At 64.7% G+C, this 15255-nt stretch carries 11 protein-coding genes, 1 other RNA gene and 1 pseudogene; 6 read left to right on the top strand and 7 right to left on the bottom strand.

The annotated features are described in order from the left end of the window. The first annotated feature begins 538 nt into the window (after positions 1-538). Complete coding sequence (locus J7367_RS14580) at positions 539-1156, top strand: NAD(P)H-dependent oxidoreductase (protein WP_042675353.1); 618 nt, start codon at positions 539-541, stop codon at positions 1154-1156. Between the two features lie 214 nt (positions 1157-1370). On the opposite strand, the pseudogene J7367_RS14575 reads toward J7367_RS14580, so the two are convergent. Further along, positions 1371-2086, bottom strand: a pseudogene (locus tag J7367_RS14575) (hypothetical protein). A 578-nt stretch (positions 2087-2664) separates the two neighbouring features. Between J7367_RS14575 and J7367_RS14570 the strand changes: the two are divergent. After that, on the top strand, positions 2665-3738 hold the full coding sequence (locus J7367_RS14570; protein WP_057663409.1) for an ATP-grasp fold amidoligase family protein: 1074 nt from the start codon (positions 2665-2667) through the stop codon (positions 3736-3738). 214 nt (positions 3739-3952) lie between these two features. Here the strand turns inward: J7367_RS14570 and J7367_RS14565 are convergent, their stop codons facing one another. Beyond that, entirely contained in the window at positions 3953-4864 is a 912-nt protein-coding gene (locus J7367_RS14565) for a LysR family transcriptional regulator (protein ID WP_057663388.1), read from the bottom strand. A 125-nt stretch (positions 4865-4989) separates the two neighbouring features. Here J7367_RS14565 and J7367_RS14560 point away from each other — a divergent pair, with 125 nt between their 5' ends. Together J7367_RS14560 and J7367_RS14555 are read left to right on the top strand one after the other, a co-directional pair. Then, positions 4990-5727, top strand: coding sequence for an SDR family oxidoreductase (locus J7367_RS14560; protein ID WP_057663391.1), 738 nt, complete (start codon positions 4990-4992; stop codon positions 5725-5727). Positions 5728-5785: 58 nt separating this feature from the next. Continuing rightward, positions 5786-6685 carry an SDR family NAD(P)-dependent oxidoreductase gene (locus J7367_RS14555; protein ID WP_057663394.1) on the top strand — a complete coding sequence of 300 codons (900 nt, stop codon included), beginning with the start codon at positions 5786-5788 and terminating at the stop codon, positions 6683-6685. A gap of 42 nt (positions 6686-6727) precedes the next feature. Here J7367_RS14555 and J7367_RS14550 read toward each other — a convergent pair. The 4 genes from J7367_RS14550 to J7367_RS14535 form a co-directional block, all read right to left on the bottom strand. After that, a non-coding RNA gene (locus J7367_RS14550) (sX9 sRNA) lies at positions 6728-6804 on the bottom strand. A gap of 60 nt (positions 6805-6864) precedes the next feature. Further along, positions 6865-7164 carry a type II toxin-antitoxin system RelE/ParE family toxin gene (locus tag J7367_RS14545; protein ID WP_057663397.1) on the bottom strand — a complete coding sequence of 100 codons (300 nt, stop codon included), beginning with the start codon at positions 7162-7164 and terminating at the stop codon, positions 6865-6867. Continuing rightward, positions 7152-7409: a type II toxin-antitoxin system Phd/YefM family antitoxin gene (locus J7367_RS14540; protein WP_029818122.1), complete on the bottom strand. Its 258-nt coding sequence runs from the start codon at positions 7407-7409 to the stop codon at positions 7152-7154. Before J7367_RS14540 ends, J7367_RS14545 begins: the two co-directional genes overlap by 13 nt. Positions 7410-7475: 66 nt before the next feature. Continuing rightward, the gene (locus J7367_RS14535; RefSeq protein WP_029818121.1) at positions 7476-8138 is read right to left on the bottom strand and encodes a hemolysin III family protein; all 663 of its coding nucleotides are present in this window, start codon (positions 8136-8138) and stop codon (positions 7476-7478) included. A 178-nt stretch (positions 8139-8316) separates the two neighbouring features. On the opposite strand from J7367_RS14535, the gene J7367_RS14530 reads away from it, so the two are divergent. Together J7367_RS14530 and J7367_RS14525 are read left to right on the top strand one after the other, a co-directional pair. Continuing rightward, positions 8317-10812: a DEAD/DEAH box helicase gene (locus tag J7367_RS14530; RefSeq protein ID WP_057663399.1), complete on the top strand. Its 2496-nt coding sequence runs from the start codon at positions 8317-8319 to the stop codon at positions 10810-10812. Continuing rightward, a complete protein-coding gene (locus tag J7367_RS14525) occupies positions 10809-12290 on the top strand; it encodes a ribonuclease H-like domain-containing protein (protein WP_209028942.1) in 1482 nt (493 codons plus the stop codon). The genes J7367_RS14530 and J7367_RS14525 overlap by 4 nt, the downstream gene beginning before the upstream one ends. Before the next feature lie 487 nt (positions 12291-12777). Here J7367_RS14525 and avrBs2 read toward each other — a convergent pair whose 3' ends face one another. Continuing rightward, on the bottom strand, positions 12778-14967 hold the full coding sequence (gene avrBs2 / locus J7367_RS14520) for a type III secretion system effector avirulence protein AvrBs2 (RefSeq protein ID WP_057663405.1): 2190 nt from the start codon (positions 14965-14967) through the stop codon (positions 12778-12780). Positions 14968-15255 lie beyond the last annotated feature (288 nt).

Below are 15255 nucleotides of genomic sequence, written 5' to 3'. Positions count from 1 at the left end.
TCAGCTGCATGGATGAATCCTCTACATAAGGCGATAGTGTCGCGCATCTGCGGTGAGTTGATCAGACCTTCCTTAACTATGTGACGCCAAGATTGTGCCGAAAAGAAAAGTCCTGCAAGCTGCGACTGACGAATTCCCTGAAGTCTAAAGGTTGAGACACAAAACTAGTTGGATATTTGCTTTTGCGATCGGCCTTACGATCACGGTGGTGGCGATTGGCCTAACTACATGCCTGGTGAGATGCGGGGGCCGCACATTACGTAGGCACTGGCGCCTGGCCTGGTGCTTCGCTTGCTTGTGTTGATGCCGCTATGACGCAGGCGCCCTGTGGTGGCATTACCAGCGGCTAGCCGGTGATGCGTGGGCGCACAGAGCTGCGCTGCTGCGTCGCTTTTAATCGGTAGGACTTCACCGCAACGTTGCGCGGCCGTGTGCATGGATACCGGCTCGTGCATCAGCTCAGTCCGCATGGCACGCGTGTACGAGAGTCAGCAAGCGCAGATACGCTATGACGCTATTTCGATTGGAGACCCTTGTAATGCATGCCTTGATTGTTGTTGCGCACCCGGAATCATGCTCACACACGCACGCAGTGGCTGCGCGGATGCGCGATGCCGTGTTGACATCCGATGCCGCGCATACGGTTGAGGTCGCCGACCTGGCGCAGGAAGGTTTCGACCCGCGCTTCAACCAGGCCGACATTGCGCTGTTTCAGCAGCAAGCTGCACCGCCGCAGGATGTGGCAGCCGAACACGCGCGGCTAGACCGCGCCGATGCGCTAGTGCTGGTGTTCCCGATTTACTGGTGGTCGTTTCCGGCGCTACTCAAAGGCTGGATCGACCGGGTGTTTACGCTGGGCTGGGCGTTCGATGAAAGCGCCGAGGGCAAGATCGTGAAGAAGCTGCAGCACCTGGATGTGCACATGCTGGCCATTGGCGGTGCGGACGAGCGCACCTATGCGCGGCACGGCTACTTCGGTGCGATGAAAACGCAGATCAACCACGGCATCTTCGATTTTTGCGGTGCGACGGTGCGCACCTCGGAGTTGCTGACAGTGCCGGATGCGGGCTTTCCGCAATCGCACTTCGACACAGCGCGCGCGATTGGTGCGCGGTTGTTTGCAGCAAAAGCATCCGCTGGTAGCGAACCCAGCTGATTTAGGCTACAGCTGCTGCGTCATTGCGATTTGCAGGTCTGCCCAGCTGCCTGCGTTGCTGCGTTGCTGCGTTGCTGCGTGGCGATGATGCTCGCGCGTCATGACCTCGCTTGCATGATGCAGCTCTAGTCATGATGTGCAACCGTCACCGTTTGCTGGTAGCGCATGCAACCTACGCGGCCGCGCGTCCGGGGTCGTGCAGCAACCTGTCGCATCACTCAAACGGCCGTGGAGATGGACGCGGGGACTTGGCGAGGGTCTGGTACAGCACTGCCGCGCGCTCGTCTGCAGCGATGCTCTCGATTGTGCTCAAGCCTCGTTCTGCCATCGCTACCGATGCCTTGCGATCGCCGAGCAGATAGGCAAGCCGCAGATACGCTGCGCTGTCGACCAGGTTCTTTTGCGGGGTGTCGCCGAGGTAGGCCTCGGACAGCCCGTAGTAGGCGTAGATGGTTCCGGTGGCTGCGCCTTTCGCAAGATCGCCACGCCGCTCTGGAAGCGGCCGCTGAGTGCGGTCTTGCTGCCGTAGAACACGGTGGCGGCCTGGTTGCCCGCCTGCGATTCGGCCTGCAACTGCGCCAGATCCAGCTTGCTCAAGCGTGCGTGCTCGGCCGGCGATGGGTAGCCGTGGGCAATCAGCCAGTGCGCTTCTGCCTGCGAGGTGGCCAGCAGCGGGCCGCCAGCGATGCAGGCATAGGCGCCGGGCTGGCAGAGAGACGGCGTGGTGTCGGCATGGGTCGGCGCTGCGCGTGTAACCGGTGGCTGCGGCGTGTCATTCGTGGCGGCGTTGGCGGTGGGCGCGTGGGCTGTCGGCGCGACGACTGACGCTGCATGTGCAGTTGGCGTTGGCGTTGGCGTTGGCGCATCATTTGTGCAGCTACTGACTGCCATCGCAGTGAGTGCAGTCAGTGCGATGCTGGCGAATTTCATGAGGCTGCCCTGTTGGCGTACGGGCTATGCCGGGTGGCACATCGCCGCATCTGCGTTGCTCCTTGGAGCCTGCACCTTGCGTGGCGGCAATGACGCGGTCAAGACAGCTGCGCGAGATGCAACCGGGTGTGTAAGCCAGGCTGTCGACCGCGCACCGCGCAAGCAATCCACGTCGATCTGTACAACAGCGTCTACCAGCTTCGACGTCGACTGACACAGGCCAATCAGCACGCGACAACGTGCTGCGTTGAATGCGGGCGCGTACTGAAATCCTCGGGTATTGGCGAGCACTCACCACACGACTCAGTCCGGTTTTTCCCATGTGTTTACGTCCATACGCACTCAACCGGCGCGGACGCTCGCGCTGGCTCCTGCAGTGCATCAAAGCAGACGCAACAAGACGCGGAATTCGGCTGTTTTAAGCCAAAAGCAACGCGATGTTTGCGTAATCAGGTCGCTTGAGACGTTTCGCAACTCTCGTCTCACTTTTTCCGCATACCGCGACTAACATCACGTATAAATGTGATGAAAGTCTCACTTTATAACGGAAGAGGGATCTGGATATGGCCGAGAACGGGATGGGGCTGCAGACGCAGCCGATGGGCGCGCATGGGGCCGCAGGGCAGCCATGGGCCGCGTTGCTGCCAGCATTGGCCGTGGGCACTGCCCGCCCGGCCGCATTACCGCGCACCGCGGCAGATGCGGCCAACCTCAAGCGCCTGCTGCGCAAGGGCGCGCGCAGCCTGGTGCGTACGCTGCCCTGGCGGCACCAGGACCGGCTGTACTTCCTGCATACGTTTGGGCGCCTGCCGGATCTGTACGCGCCGAAATGCTTCAACGAGAAGATCCTCTACCGCAAGTGTGTGCACGGTGATTACCTGCAATATCAGCGGTTGGCCGACAAGTTTGCGGTGCGGCCGTATGTGGCGGCCAAGATCGGCGAGGCGCATCTGATCCCGCTATTGCTGGACACCACCGATCCGCAGGACTTGCTGCGCTTGCCGCAGTGGAAGCAGACGGTGATCAAGGCCAACCACGGCGCGGCCATGGTGGAAGTTGTGCGCGAAGAGCCGGATGCGCAGCAGAAACGCCGCATCATCGCGCGTTGCGGCCAATGGATGCGCACGGATTTTTCCGCCATGGTGCGCGAGATCCATTACCGCGATATTCCGCCACGCATTCTGGTGGAAAAATACATCGGCGATGCACAGCAAGTGCCGGTGGACTACAAGTTCCACATGTTTCGCCAGGCCGACGGCACCTTCAAGTACGTCCTGCAGGTGATTTACGGCCGCTTCGACACGCCGAAATTGTCGATGACGTTTTTCGTCGGCAACTTGCACGATGCCTTTCACCGCATCCGCGACGACGGTCGCGCGCCGCCGTGTGCGCCGGAACTTCTCGAGCAGGCACTGGAACTGAGCAAGGTGCTGGCCAGCGATTTCGACTATGTGCGGGTGGATTGGTATATCCAGCACGGGCAGGTGTATTTCGGCGAACTCACCTTTACCCCGGGCGCCGGGTTGGTAACTGGATTGGACCGTGGGCTGGACCGGATGATGGGCGATATGTGGGTGCAGCGGCGCGCGCCTGAAGAACCGTGTCTGCCGATGCAAGGGTTTGGTGTGGGTGTGCGCGTGCCACAGCGGTGAGGCGTCAACGCAGGTGCAGTGCCCATGCGATGCCGATGCGGCACACCGCCGCATCGTCCGGTGCCTGCAGCGCTCCGGCACGCGGTGCATGGCGGCCGATGATGGCAGGCAGCGATGCGCGGATGGTGCAGGTTGCCGCCGCGCGCCGTGTTGCCGATGCCAATCACCTGCTTGCTGCCACGCCGGTTGCGCACTACAAAGCCCGCCGATGCGATTAGCCGACTGGCTGCGCCACGCCCGCCTGTTTGGCAAATTCGCCAGCGGCCCAGTCCAGAAACACGCGCACCCGTGGCGACAGCTGGCGGGCGCGGGAATACAGCAGCGACACCGGGTTGGAGGGCGGCGGGGTGTCGCGCAGGATTTCCACCAGCGTGCCTTGCTGCAGGTCGTGCGCCACATGGAAGCGCGGCACCTGCGCGATGCCCAGGCCAAGCCGGATGCCGGCCAGATAGCTCTCGGTACCGGTGACGCTGAGCGGGCTGGGCAATGCGAAGGTACGCAACCCCTGCGCGGTCTGGAACTCCAGCGGCGTGACCACGCCGGTGGTGATCGAACGCAAGCCGACCATGCGATGTTGGTCCAGCGCTTCCAGCTGCGCAGGCAGGCCGAAACGTCGCAGGTATTGCGGCGTGGCGCAGGTGAGGCGTTCGAGCATGGCCACGCGGCGTGCGACCAGTTCGCTGTCGCGCAGCGGGCCATAGCGCAGCACGCAGTCGATGCCTTCTTCCACCAGATCCACCCAGCGGTCGCTCTCGCTCATCACCAGCTGGATCTGCGGGTAGTGCGCAAAGAACGCCGGCAACCCGGGCAGCAGGAAGTGCCGCGCCAGCGTGCCCTGCACTTCCACCCGCAACAGCCCCTTGGGTGCCACGCCGCGGAAGCCGCCTTCGGCATCGTCCACGTCGTCGAGGATGCGCATGCAGCGTTGATGGAAGAGCTCGCCATCGAGCGTGGGCCGCACCACGCGCGTGGTGCGCTGTAGCAGGCGCACGCCCAGGCGCGCTTCCATCTCGGCGATGACCTTGGTGGCGGTAGAGCGCGGAATTTGCATGTCGTTGGCCGCTGCGGTGAAGCTGCGCCGCTCCACGATCCGCACGAACAACCGCATGGCATCGAATCGATCCATGGCACTCCCTGCCTACTGTTCGGGCGCTGGAAACAATGCTGTGCAGTTTAGTGTGATGATCGCCGTGTCATTGCATTGGATAGTTTCCGCAACGCCGCAGCCCGCGGCATGACGGAAGAACGTGCATGACTCAGCAGCATAAAGTTGCATTGGTGACCGGAGCCTCGCGTGGTATTGGCGCTGCCATCGCGCAGCGATTGGCCGGCGATGGCTTTGCCGTGGTGCTCAATTACGCCGGCCATGCGGATGAGGCCGATCGACTGGTGCGCAGCATCGAAGCGGACGGTGGCCGCGCGGTCAGCGTGCAGGCCGATGTCAGCGACCCGGCCGCCGTCGAGCGCCTGTTTGCCGCGGCCGAGACTGCGTTCGGCGGCGTGGATGTGCTGGTCAACAACGCCGGCATCATGCAGCTGGCCACGCTAGCCGACAGCGACGATGCCTTGTTCGACAAACACATCGCGATCAATCTGAAAGGCACCTTCAACACGCTGCGCCAGGCCGCACGACGGCTGCGCGAGGGGGGCCGCATCGTCAACCTGTCCACCAGCGTGGTCGGCCTGAAGCTGGAAACCTACGGGGTGTATGCGGCCACCAAGGCGGCAGTGGAAACGCTGACGGCGATCGTGTCCAAGGAATTGCGCGGGCGTGCCATCACCGTCAACGCGGTGGCGCCTGGCCCGACCGGCACGGCGCTGTTCCTGGACGGCAAGTCGCCGGAGTTGATCGAACGCTTGTCCAAGGCCAACCCGCTGGAACGTCTTGGCTGCCCGGAAGACATCGCGGCGGCGGTGGCGTTCCTGGTCGGCCCCGATGGCGGCTGGATCAATGGCCAGGTCCTGCGCGCCAACGGCGGCATGGTCTGACCCGCTGCGGCGCGCGGCAGTGCGCACGCTGCTGGTTTTCCCCTCGAGGAGCAATGACATGAGCAAACGCATTCTGGTGACTGGCGCGTCCAGCGGCTTTGGCCGATTGGCCGCGCAAGCGCTGGCCGCCGCCGGGCACACCGTCTACGCCTCCATGCGCGATACCGCCGGCCGCAATGCCGGCGTGGCGCAGGAGATGGCCGAGTTGGCGGGCAAGCAGCAGCTGGCCTTGCACGCGCTAGAGCTGGACGTGCAATCGCAGGCCTCGGCCGACGCGGCGGTGGCATCCATCGTGGCGCAGGCCGGTGGGCTGGACGTGGTGGTGCACAACGCCGGGCACATGGTGTTCGGCCCGGCCGAAGCGTTCACCGCCGAACAGCTGGCGCAGGTCTACGACATCAACGTGCTGGGCACGCAGCGGGTCAACCGCGCGGCATTGCCGCAATTGCGGGCACAGCAGCAGGGCCTGTTGGTGTGGGTGTCCAGCAGCAGCTCGGCAGGCGGCACACCGCCGTATCTGGGCCCCTATTTCGCGGCCAAGGCGGCGATGGATGCGCTGGCGGTGCAGTACGCACGCGAGTTGGCGCGCTGGGGCATCGAAACCTCGATCATCGTGCCCGGCGCCTTCACCAAGGGCACCAACCACTTCGCCCATGCCGGTACGCCGGACGATGCCGCGCGCGCCGCTGCGTACGAGGCCGGCCCGTATGCAGGCTTTGGCGAGCAGGTGCAGCAGGCGTTTGCGCGCCTGGTGCCCGAAGACGCCGACGTGGCCGAGGTGGCGCAGGCGATCGTGCAGGTGGTGGACACACCGTTCGGCAAGCGGCCGTTCCGGGTGCATATCGACCCGGCGGGCGATGGCGCCGACGTGGGCTTTGCGGTCCTCGATCGCCTGCGTGCAGAGATGCTGCACCGTGTGGGATTGGACGACCTGTTGGCACCGCGCGTGGTGGAATGATGGGATGCGGCAGGCGCTTGGAGTGCCTGCCGGCCGTAGAGCGGCTAACAGACGGTGGCGAGCAGTCGTCAGCTGGATGGGGACGGCGCACTCACAACCGGAGTGTCGGCGTGGTGCATGCTGCACCGAGCACCGGCCGCGCCTGCCTGGCGGCTGTGCCGTGGTTTTGTTGGCCGCTCTCAGCGTGAAAGACGGTTCCCGCGAAGCGCGCGCTCCGACCGCATTACGTGCGCCACCACGATGCGCTGCCCATCCACGCGGTAGAACACGCGGCAAGGTGGTTCGACAATCTGGCGATAGCGCGAGCGCTTGAGTTCCTGTGGCCGGCTTCCGCTGTCCGGGTGTTCAATCAATTGCTCAACGTGCGCGAACACCCGTTTCACCAGCGCCGCTGCAGCGGGTGCGTTATCGATTGCGATGTAGTCGGCGATTGCGTCCAGATCAGCCAATGCCGGCACCGACCAGATTATTTCAGCCATCGCGCCATGCGTTGCTGTGCCTGTTCATGGCTCAGCGTACGGCCGTCCGCGACTGCCATTTCTCCCCGGGCGATTCCTTCGAGGAGCGCAATGCGCTGCTGCATGCGCTCATAGCTGGCAACATCCACCAGATAAGCACTGGGTAAACCGTGCTGTGTGATCAGGATTGGCTCCTTGTCGCGCTCTGCAGCTGCAAGGAGTTCGGTCGCCTGACGCTTGAGCGTGGTGACAAGTTCGGTGCGCATGCAGTGACATTAAAGTATCACTTCGGGCCAGGCAAGCGGCCGGCCCGAGGACGCCACACTGCGTGGTCACCCCTCCGCCAACGGCCGCAGGCACAGCCAGATGGCGCACCAGTGCGACAGTGCGCCGCCCAGCACATGGGCGTGCCAGATGGCGCGGTTGTAGACCATGGATTTGCGCACGTAGAACGCCACGCCCACGGTGTAGAAGGCGCCGCCGGCAACGATGAGCCATAGCACCGCGCTGTCCAGCCCGGCGATCATCTGGTTGATCACCACGATGCCGGCCCAGCCCAGCAGCAGATAGATCGCCACCCAGAAGCCCTTGGCGATGCCGGGCAGGCATAGCTTGGCGAACACGCCGAACAAGGCCACGCACCAGACGCTGAGGATCATCACCCAGCGCCAGGTGCCGTCCAGTGCCACCAGGAAGAACGGCGTGTAGGAGCCGGCGATCATGACGAAGATGCCGGCGTGATCGAACTTGCGCAGCATCGGTTGGCGCTGCGGCGGGGCGAAGTTGTAGGCCGCCGAACAGGCGAACATCACCAGCAGCCCCAGCGCATAGATGCAGGTGGCCAGCAGCATGGTCTGGTTGGCGTGCGCGCGCACCACCATCCAGGCGCCGCCGACGATGGCCAGCAACAGGCCGGCGGCATGTACCGCGATATCGGCGCGACGGGCAGAAACGGACTTGTAATGCGGAGCAGTGACGTTGGCAGGCACGGGCACGGCGTTTCTTCGGTGTGGGGGATCCCCATAGCGTGCAAGGCAGCCGTGACGTTGTGGGGGCGACAGGATACCCGGCTTGCTGAATCCGCTCAGTGAGGCAGGCTGGGCGCCGGCGCGCCGGTCTCATACCCTGAGACATCCTTTTCGTTTGATCTCCCGCTTTGGGAGCCTTTGCCGTATGCCTCCGTTTGCCCTCGCTCCCCGCACCGAAACCGCCGAACGCGCGCTGGCCACCACCGATGGCCGGCCCAGCCGCGATGGCGCACTGCTTACGCAGCGCCTGGAACGGCGCTACCACGACCGCATCACCGGCAGCTTCACCATCCCCGGGCGCGCGGGCCGCTATGCGCCGATTCCCGACGATGTGCCCGGGGCGCTGGCCGACGCCTTGCGCGCGCGCGGCATCAGCCAGCTCTACAGCCACCAGGCCGATGCCTGGGCGGCGACACAGCGCGGCGAGCATGTGGCGATCGTGACGCCCACCGCCTCGGGCAAATCGCTGTGCTACACGCTGCCGGTGGTGAGCGCGGCGATGACCAGCGGCGCCAAGGCCTTGTACCTGTTCCCGACCAAGGCGCTGGCGCAGGACCAGGTGGCCGAGCTGCTGGAGTTGAACCGCGCCGGCGAGCTGGGCGTGAAAGCCTTCACCTTCGATGGCGACACGCCCGGCGATGCGCGCCAGGCGATTCGGCTGCATGGCGACATCGTGGTGAGCAACCCGGACATGCTGCATCAGGCGATCCTGCCGCATCACACCAAGTGGGCGCAGTTCTTCGAAAACCTGCGCTATGTGGTGATCGACGAGATCCACACCTACCGCGGCGTGTTCGGCAGCCACGTCACCAACGTGCTGCGCCGGCTCAAGCGCATCTGCGCGTTCTATGGCGCCACGCCTCAATTCATCCTGTGCTCGGCCACCATCGGCAACCCGCATGCGCACGCGCAGGCCTTGATCGAAGAGCAGGTGCATGCCATCACCGAATCCGGCGCGCCCACCGGCGACAAGCATGTGCTGTTGTGGAACCCGCCGGTGGTCAATGCGGATCTGGGCCTGCGTGCCTCGGCGCGTTCGCAGAGCAACCGCATCGCGCGTATCGCCATCAAGAGCGGCCTGAAGACGCTGGTGTTCGCGCAGACGCGGCTGATGGTGGAAGTGCTGACCAAGTATCTGAAGGACATCTTCGACCACGACCCGCGCAAGCCGGCACGCATTCGCGCCTACCGCGGCGGCTATCTGCCCACCGAGCGCCGCGAGGTAGAGCGTGCGATGCGTGCGGGCACGATCGACGGCATCATTTCCACCTCAGCGCTGGAACTGGGCGTGGATATCGGTGCGCTGGACGTGGTGATCCTCAACGGTTATCCCGGCAGCGTGGCCGCGACGTGGCAGCGCTTCGGCCGCGCCGGGCGTCGCCAGCAACCGGCGCTCGGCGTACTGGTGGCAAGTTCACAACCGCTGGACCAGTACGTGGTGCGGCATCCGGATTTCTTCGCCGATGCCTCGCCCGAACATGCGCGTACCGCGCCGGATCAGCCGCTGATCCTGTTCGATCACATCCGTTGCGCGGCATTCGAGCTGCCGTTCATCGCCGACGAGCCATTCGGCCCGATCGACCCGCTGGTCTTTTTGGAAGCGCTGGCCGAAAGCGAGGTGATCCACCAGGAAGGCGATCGCTGGGAATGGATCGCCGACAGCTACCCGGCCAATGCGGTGAGCCTGCGCTCGGTGGCCGATGGCAACTTCGTGGTGGTGGACAAGAGCGACGGCAAGCAGCAGATCATCGCCGAGGTGGATTATTCGGCCGCTGCGCTCACCTTGTACGAAGGCGCCATCCACATGGTGCAGAGCACGCCGTACCAGGTGGAGCGACTGGACTGGGAAGGCCGCAAGGCGTATGTGACGCGCACGCATGTGGACTACTACACCGATAGCATCGACTACACCAAGCTCAAGGTGCTGGACCGCTTCGACGGCGGCGTGGCCGGCCGTGGCAACTCGCACCATGGCGAAGTGCATGTGGTGCGGCGCGTGTCCGGCTACAAGAAGATCCGCTACTACACGCATGAAAACATCGGTTACGGGCCGGTGAACCTGCCCGACCAGGAATTGCACACCACCGCGGTGTGGTGGCAGTTGCCGCAGGCGACCTTGGGCAAGGCCTTTGCGTCCAAGCAGGATGCGCTGGATGGCTTCCTCGGTGCTGCCTACGCGCTGCACGTGGTCGCCACGGTGGCGGTGATGGCCGATGCGCGCGATCTGCAAAAGGCCGTGGGCAATGGCGACGGCGCCTGGTTTGCGGTGGCCGACCAGACCGGGCGTGGGCAACTGCGCGGCGCGGAAGAAGGCGATGCGGCCACGGTGGAATTGCAGCAGGCGTTCGTACCCACGGTCTATCTGTACGACAACTTCCCTGGCGGGGTGGGCTTGAGCGAGCCGCTGTGGCTGCGCCAGGCCGAGCTGCTGCAGCGCGCGGACGAGTTGGTGCGGCGGTGCGATTGCAGCGCCGGTTGCCCGGCCTGCGTGGGCCCGGTGCTGGCCGCGCACGAAGCCGCCAAGGGCGAATCGCCCAAGTCGCTGGCACTGACGGTGCTGGCGTTGTTGTTCGATGCCGATGCGCCGTTGCGGCATGCCGCGCAGGTGGACGAGGACCTGGCGCTGGACGTGCTTGCATGAGTGTGAGTGCGGACCGGCTGCGCTTGCTGCGGCGTCAGGCCGGGCAGGCGGATGTGCGTGCGCCGGTGGTGGCTGATGACGGCGATGCGCTACACGATGCGGCGGCGGTGGATGCGAAGGCCGTGGATGCTGCGCCTGTCGGTGAGGTTGCGCCGCCGGCTGCCGGCACGGACACGCAGGGCACGATGCCTGCGCCTGGGCATGCACCGGGTGTCAGCGCCGAACGTCTGCGCCTGCTGCGCCGTCAGGTTGGCGGGCTGACGCCTGCCGCGCGCAAGGCCGATGCGGTCATGCCGACACGCGCACAGCGGGCCGCGGTCCCCAGCGCCGCGTTACCTGCTGCGCGCCCGCCGCTGCGAGAGAACGCGGCTGCACGTCATGGCGCCGTGGCCGGCCACCCCAACGAGGCATGCGCCGCATCAACACGCACGCCCCGCGCCTTGCAGTCGCCCATACCTGCACCGCCTGCGCGCGACGCATCGGTATTTGCGTGGGTGGAGCACGACGTGCGCCACAAGCCGGCGCTGCCGTCGACTGTCGATGTCGATGTCGATGTCGATGTCGATGTCGATGCAATCATCGCTGTGGATACGGATAGCGCAAGCCAGTGGCCGACAGGGCGCGGCCCAACGACGGCATCGCCCGCCTCGACGTCGCCGGTACATCCGGTACAACGCCGCACCGATATCGCCGGCCTGCGCAAGATGATCGGCCTGCGCGAGCGCGCGGTCTCGGCGCACGCACCGGTCCGCGCGCCATCCACCGACCGATCTCTGCCCGGCAACGAGATCGCGCCCGGCCTGCATCTGATCCAGGCGTTCCTGCCGCAGGCGATTCCCACCGAGGCGCTCTCGCTGGCTTTCGCCAAACGCGACGATGCCGTCGACCCGATGGACCTGCTGTTCTTCGATACCGAAACCACCGGGCTGGCCGGCGGTACCGGCACCCGTGCCTTCATGATCGGCGTGGCTGATTGGGTTGTCGATGCCGTGCAAGGCAGCGGCCTGCGCGTGCGTCAATTGATGATGTCCACGATGGCGGCCGAAAGCGCGATGCTGGATCTGTTCCGCACCTGGCTGACACCGCGCACCGTGCTGTCCAGCTACAACGGTCGCTGCTACGACGCCCCGCTGCTGAAGACGCGCTACCGCCTGGCACGTCGCGGCGACCCGCTTTCTGCACTGGACCATGTGGACCTGCTGTTCCCCACCCGCCGGCGCTATCGCGGCACCTGGGAGAACTGCAAGCTCGCCACCATCGAACGGCAACTGCTGCGCGTGGTACGCGAAGACGACCTGCCCGGCTCCGAGGCCCCGGCGGCCTGGTTGAGTTACCTGCGTGGCGGCAGCGCGCGCAACCTGCGCCGCGTGGCCGAGCACAACCATCAGGATGTGGTGACGCTGTCGCTACTGATGCAACGGTTGGTGGCGGTGGACGCGCAGGAGCGCAATGCGCTGACGTTGGCGTGCACGCCTTGATGGGGTCATGCGGTTGCGGTGAGTCGGTGGTGCGGGGCAGAACGTCGGCTTGACTGACCCCACTACAGGGCGCTCGGCGCACGTTGTGCAATCCACGACCACCCGTCCGGTCATTCATTGCGGCGTGACGCGCATATGGCGCGTCTGCCATGGATGAATGCTTGCGATGGAAAGCATCCAATGCAGTGGTGGCGCACTGCAGGCGGCTGCGGGGTTACTCCGAAGAGATCACGCACTTGCCTCCACCGATGCATCGATGGGAGGCAAGTGCGGATGCAGATGCATGTAACGCGACATCGCACGCAGCGGCACGTGGATGCAGTGCCCTGCAGCGCGCCTGCTCAGGCGCCCCATCGCTCGGGCGCTGGCTTGCCGGTGCAGGTGCATGAGCTCTCGCAAGTCCTGACGTTGCCCGACCGTGGCTTGGGGCGCCTGCATGCCGCCCCAAGCGCTCGACCTGCCAATCGGGGCGGTGAGGTTAGAAGGCTCAATCCGTCTCGGTCTGCCTGGCCTGCTCATTGAGGTAGTGAGTCACAGGAGCGCCACGGTATTTGTCGGTCAGCACGCCAAGCGCTTTGGCGCGCTTGTCCAACGCACGCGCTGCCGCAGGGTCATTCACCATGTCTGCAGTGTGATCGTGTTGTTTGCCTTCGCGAACCGCGGCGATGTGGTTCGGGTCGGCGGGGATGGAACTGGCCTGGAATTGCCGGGTTCGCTGCTGCACGATCTCGGCGTCCCGGTTGATATCGATGGGCGTTTCCGGCGGCACGTCGAGTTCGTTGCCGGTATGGCCCCGGGCCAGCGTGCGGTTTTCCAGGATGGCGAGCAATTCCGCCTCGGGCTGATCGGTCAACAGGCTTTCGCCATCATCGCGAAACGCACCGGCCGTGGTGCGCTTGACGCCGAAGCCCTCGTCGGTGAGCTTTTGAAGCTCACCGAAGTTGCGGTAAACATAGTAGTCCTTGTCGTGATTGGCGCGCGGTACGGAAAAGTCCTCATACCGGTAGCTCACCGAATACGCGGCCTTTGCGTAGGCCGAGTCAGGCTGGCGCATCCGCGCCCGAGCCGCTTCCATGGCCTTGCCGGCATCGCTGTCGTCGGTGGCCACCGCCTCCACGATCACCGGGCGCATCTTGGTCCAGCTGTCCAGCCACTGCATTGCGGTGTCTGCGAGTCCTTCGGCGCCCTGCTCATTGCTGTGAAAGAAGCCACGCAAGCGCTCATCGTTCAACATGCCCTGGCTCAAGACCGGCACCACGTTGATCTTGGCCAGCAAGCGATCCAGCGCGGCGCGGCGCGGCGCGTCCTGCGAGTGCAACGGGTTGATCTGGTAGTGCTTGTACAAATTGGACAGGAATTGGTCAAAGCCGCCCGTGTAGTACTTGGCATAGACCTTGATCGCCGCAGCCTTGCGCAAGTCCGGCCGGCGCATCAGCAGCATCGCCACCGCTTCGCCGGTATTTTCCTTGCAATCCAGCGCTACCGACATCGGTTCGGGCTTTTTGAGCACGTGCTCCAGCATCTGCTCCACGCCGGCGATGGTCTGGTCGGTCTTGACGTAGTTACCGTCAGACGGGTTGCGAATCACCAGCGGCATTTCGCGCAGCTCGGCGAACGGAAGCTGCGACACCAATCGGTTCTGCGGGTCGCCTGCCATTCGGCCAACACTGAAATCGTGCATCAACACCGGCACGCCATCGGCACTGACTTCGACGTCCAGCTCCAGATTGCGGTAGCCCTGCTCGTAGGCATGATCGATGGATGCCAGCGAGTTTTCCGGGATGCCGGCGTGGTTATCGAACAGCCCGCGATGCACCATGACGTCCTTTCCGAACGCACGCGTGCTGGGTGCTTCGAAGTAGTGGTCGTGCACGAGCGATTTTCGATGATTGCGCAACAGCGCTTGCTTGCCTTCCAGCAGACGATGGTCGTTGGCCTTGAAGAACCCGGCGCCACCGTCGCGGGCCGGCACCTCGTGGCCGTGGTAGCGCGCGGCTTGCTGCAACTTGCGCCGCCCCGGCGCGCGTGCGGCAGGCTGCAGCCAGTTCGGCGTCGCCAGCCCGTGGCCGGAAAGATTCAACTGCTTGCCAAGTGCGGCAAGCGCCGCGTCGCTGAAACTGTCGCCAGGCGCAAACGCGCGCTGCAGATTGAAGATGATGCGACCCTGCTGCGCGTCGATCAGCACCGGGTCTGCCGCCGCACGTGCGCGTGCGGGCATTCCGCGCGACATGGCACTGAAGGCGGCGGTATCCAGATACACCGGTTCCAGTGTCCCGGCGGCAAAGCGTGCCGCAATGCTGTCGGGTTTGAGCGCCGTGCCGGCCTGCGCAAGATGCGTGGCAAGCTTGGTTTGCAGTGTCTGCACGGTGATCTGGCGCGCCTGCACTTCGGCCAGGCGCTGCTCGGAGAATTCGCTGTCGAGCGCCACCAGGGCCGGCTTGCCGGTCATCGCGCTGTCGTTCAGTGGCACCAGCGGGGGCACGCTGCCGGCGCGGCGACGCGGCCGTTCTCGCAGTGGCGGGGTGTCGCCCGGCATGTGCGGCACCTGCGTCGGGCTGATCGCACTGGTGTGCGCTGGTAATGCCGCCGCAGCAGTGTGCGCGACAGAAGGTTGCAGAGGACCGATACGCATGATGACCTCGAAAACGCGGCGGGCGGCCAGTAAAGCGCGTGGCATATGACAATTCGCAAATTAGGCGAAAAGTACCGCCGGGATGCGAAACGATGCCTGCGTTGCGCGCGTTGTGCGGGCGCGCAGCGCATGCCTTGTTTGGCAGCGGTGCACAGCGCTTGGCGCGCATATCGCCGCGCATGACGCGCGCTAGGGAAGGTCTGAACAACGAGACCTGACAGGGCGGAAGGTGGCGTCGTTCCGAAGAGTGGCTTTTGGAACTTCGGAATTTCGCCATTTCTGGCGCTTTCCGCGGGAATTTCCCGGTTCACAGACGCACGCTCCCCATCGCCG

It is taken from the genome of Xanthomonas sp. D-36-1 (assembly GCF_017746155.1).
GTDB classification, from domain to species: Bacteria; Pseudomonadota; Gammaproteobacteria; order Xanthomonadales; family Xanthomonadaceae; genus Xanthomonas; species Xanthomonas cissicola.
The sequence above is the reverse complement of the archived record's forward strand: the minus strand, read 5'-3'. Positions and strand labels throughout refer to the sequence as shown.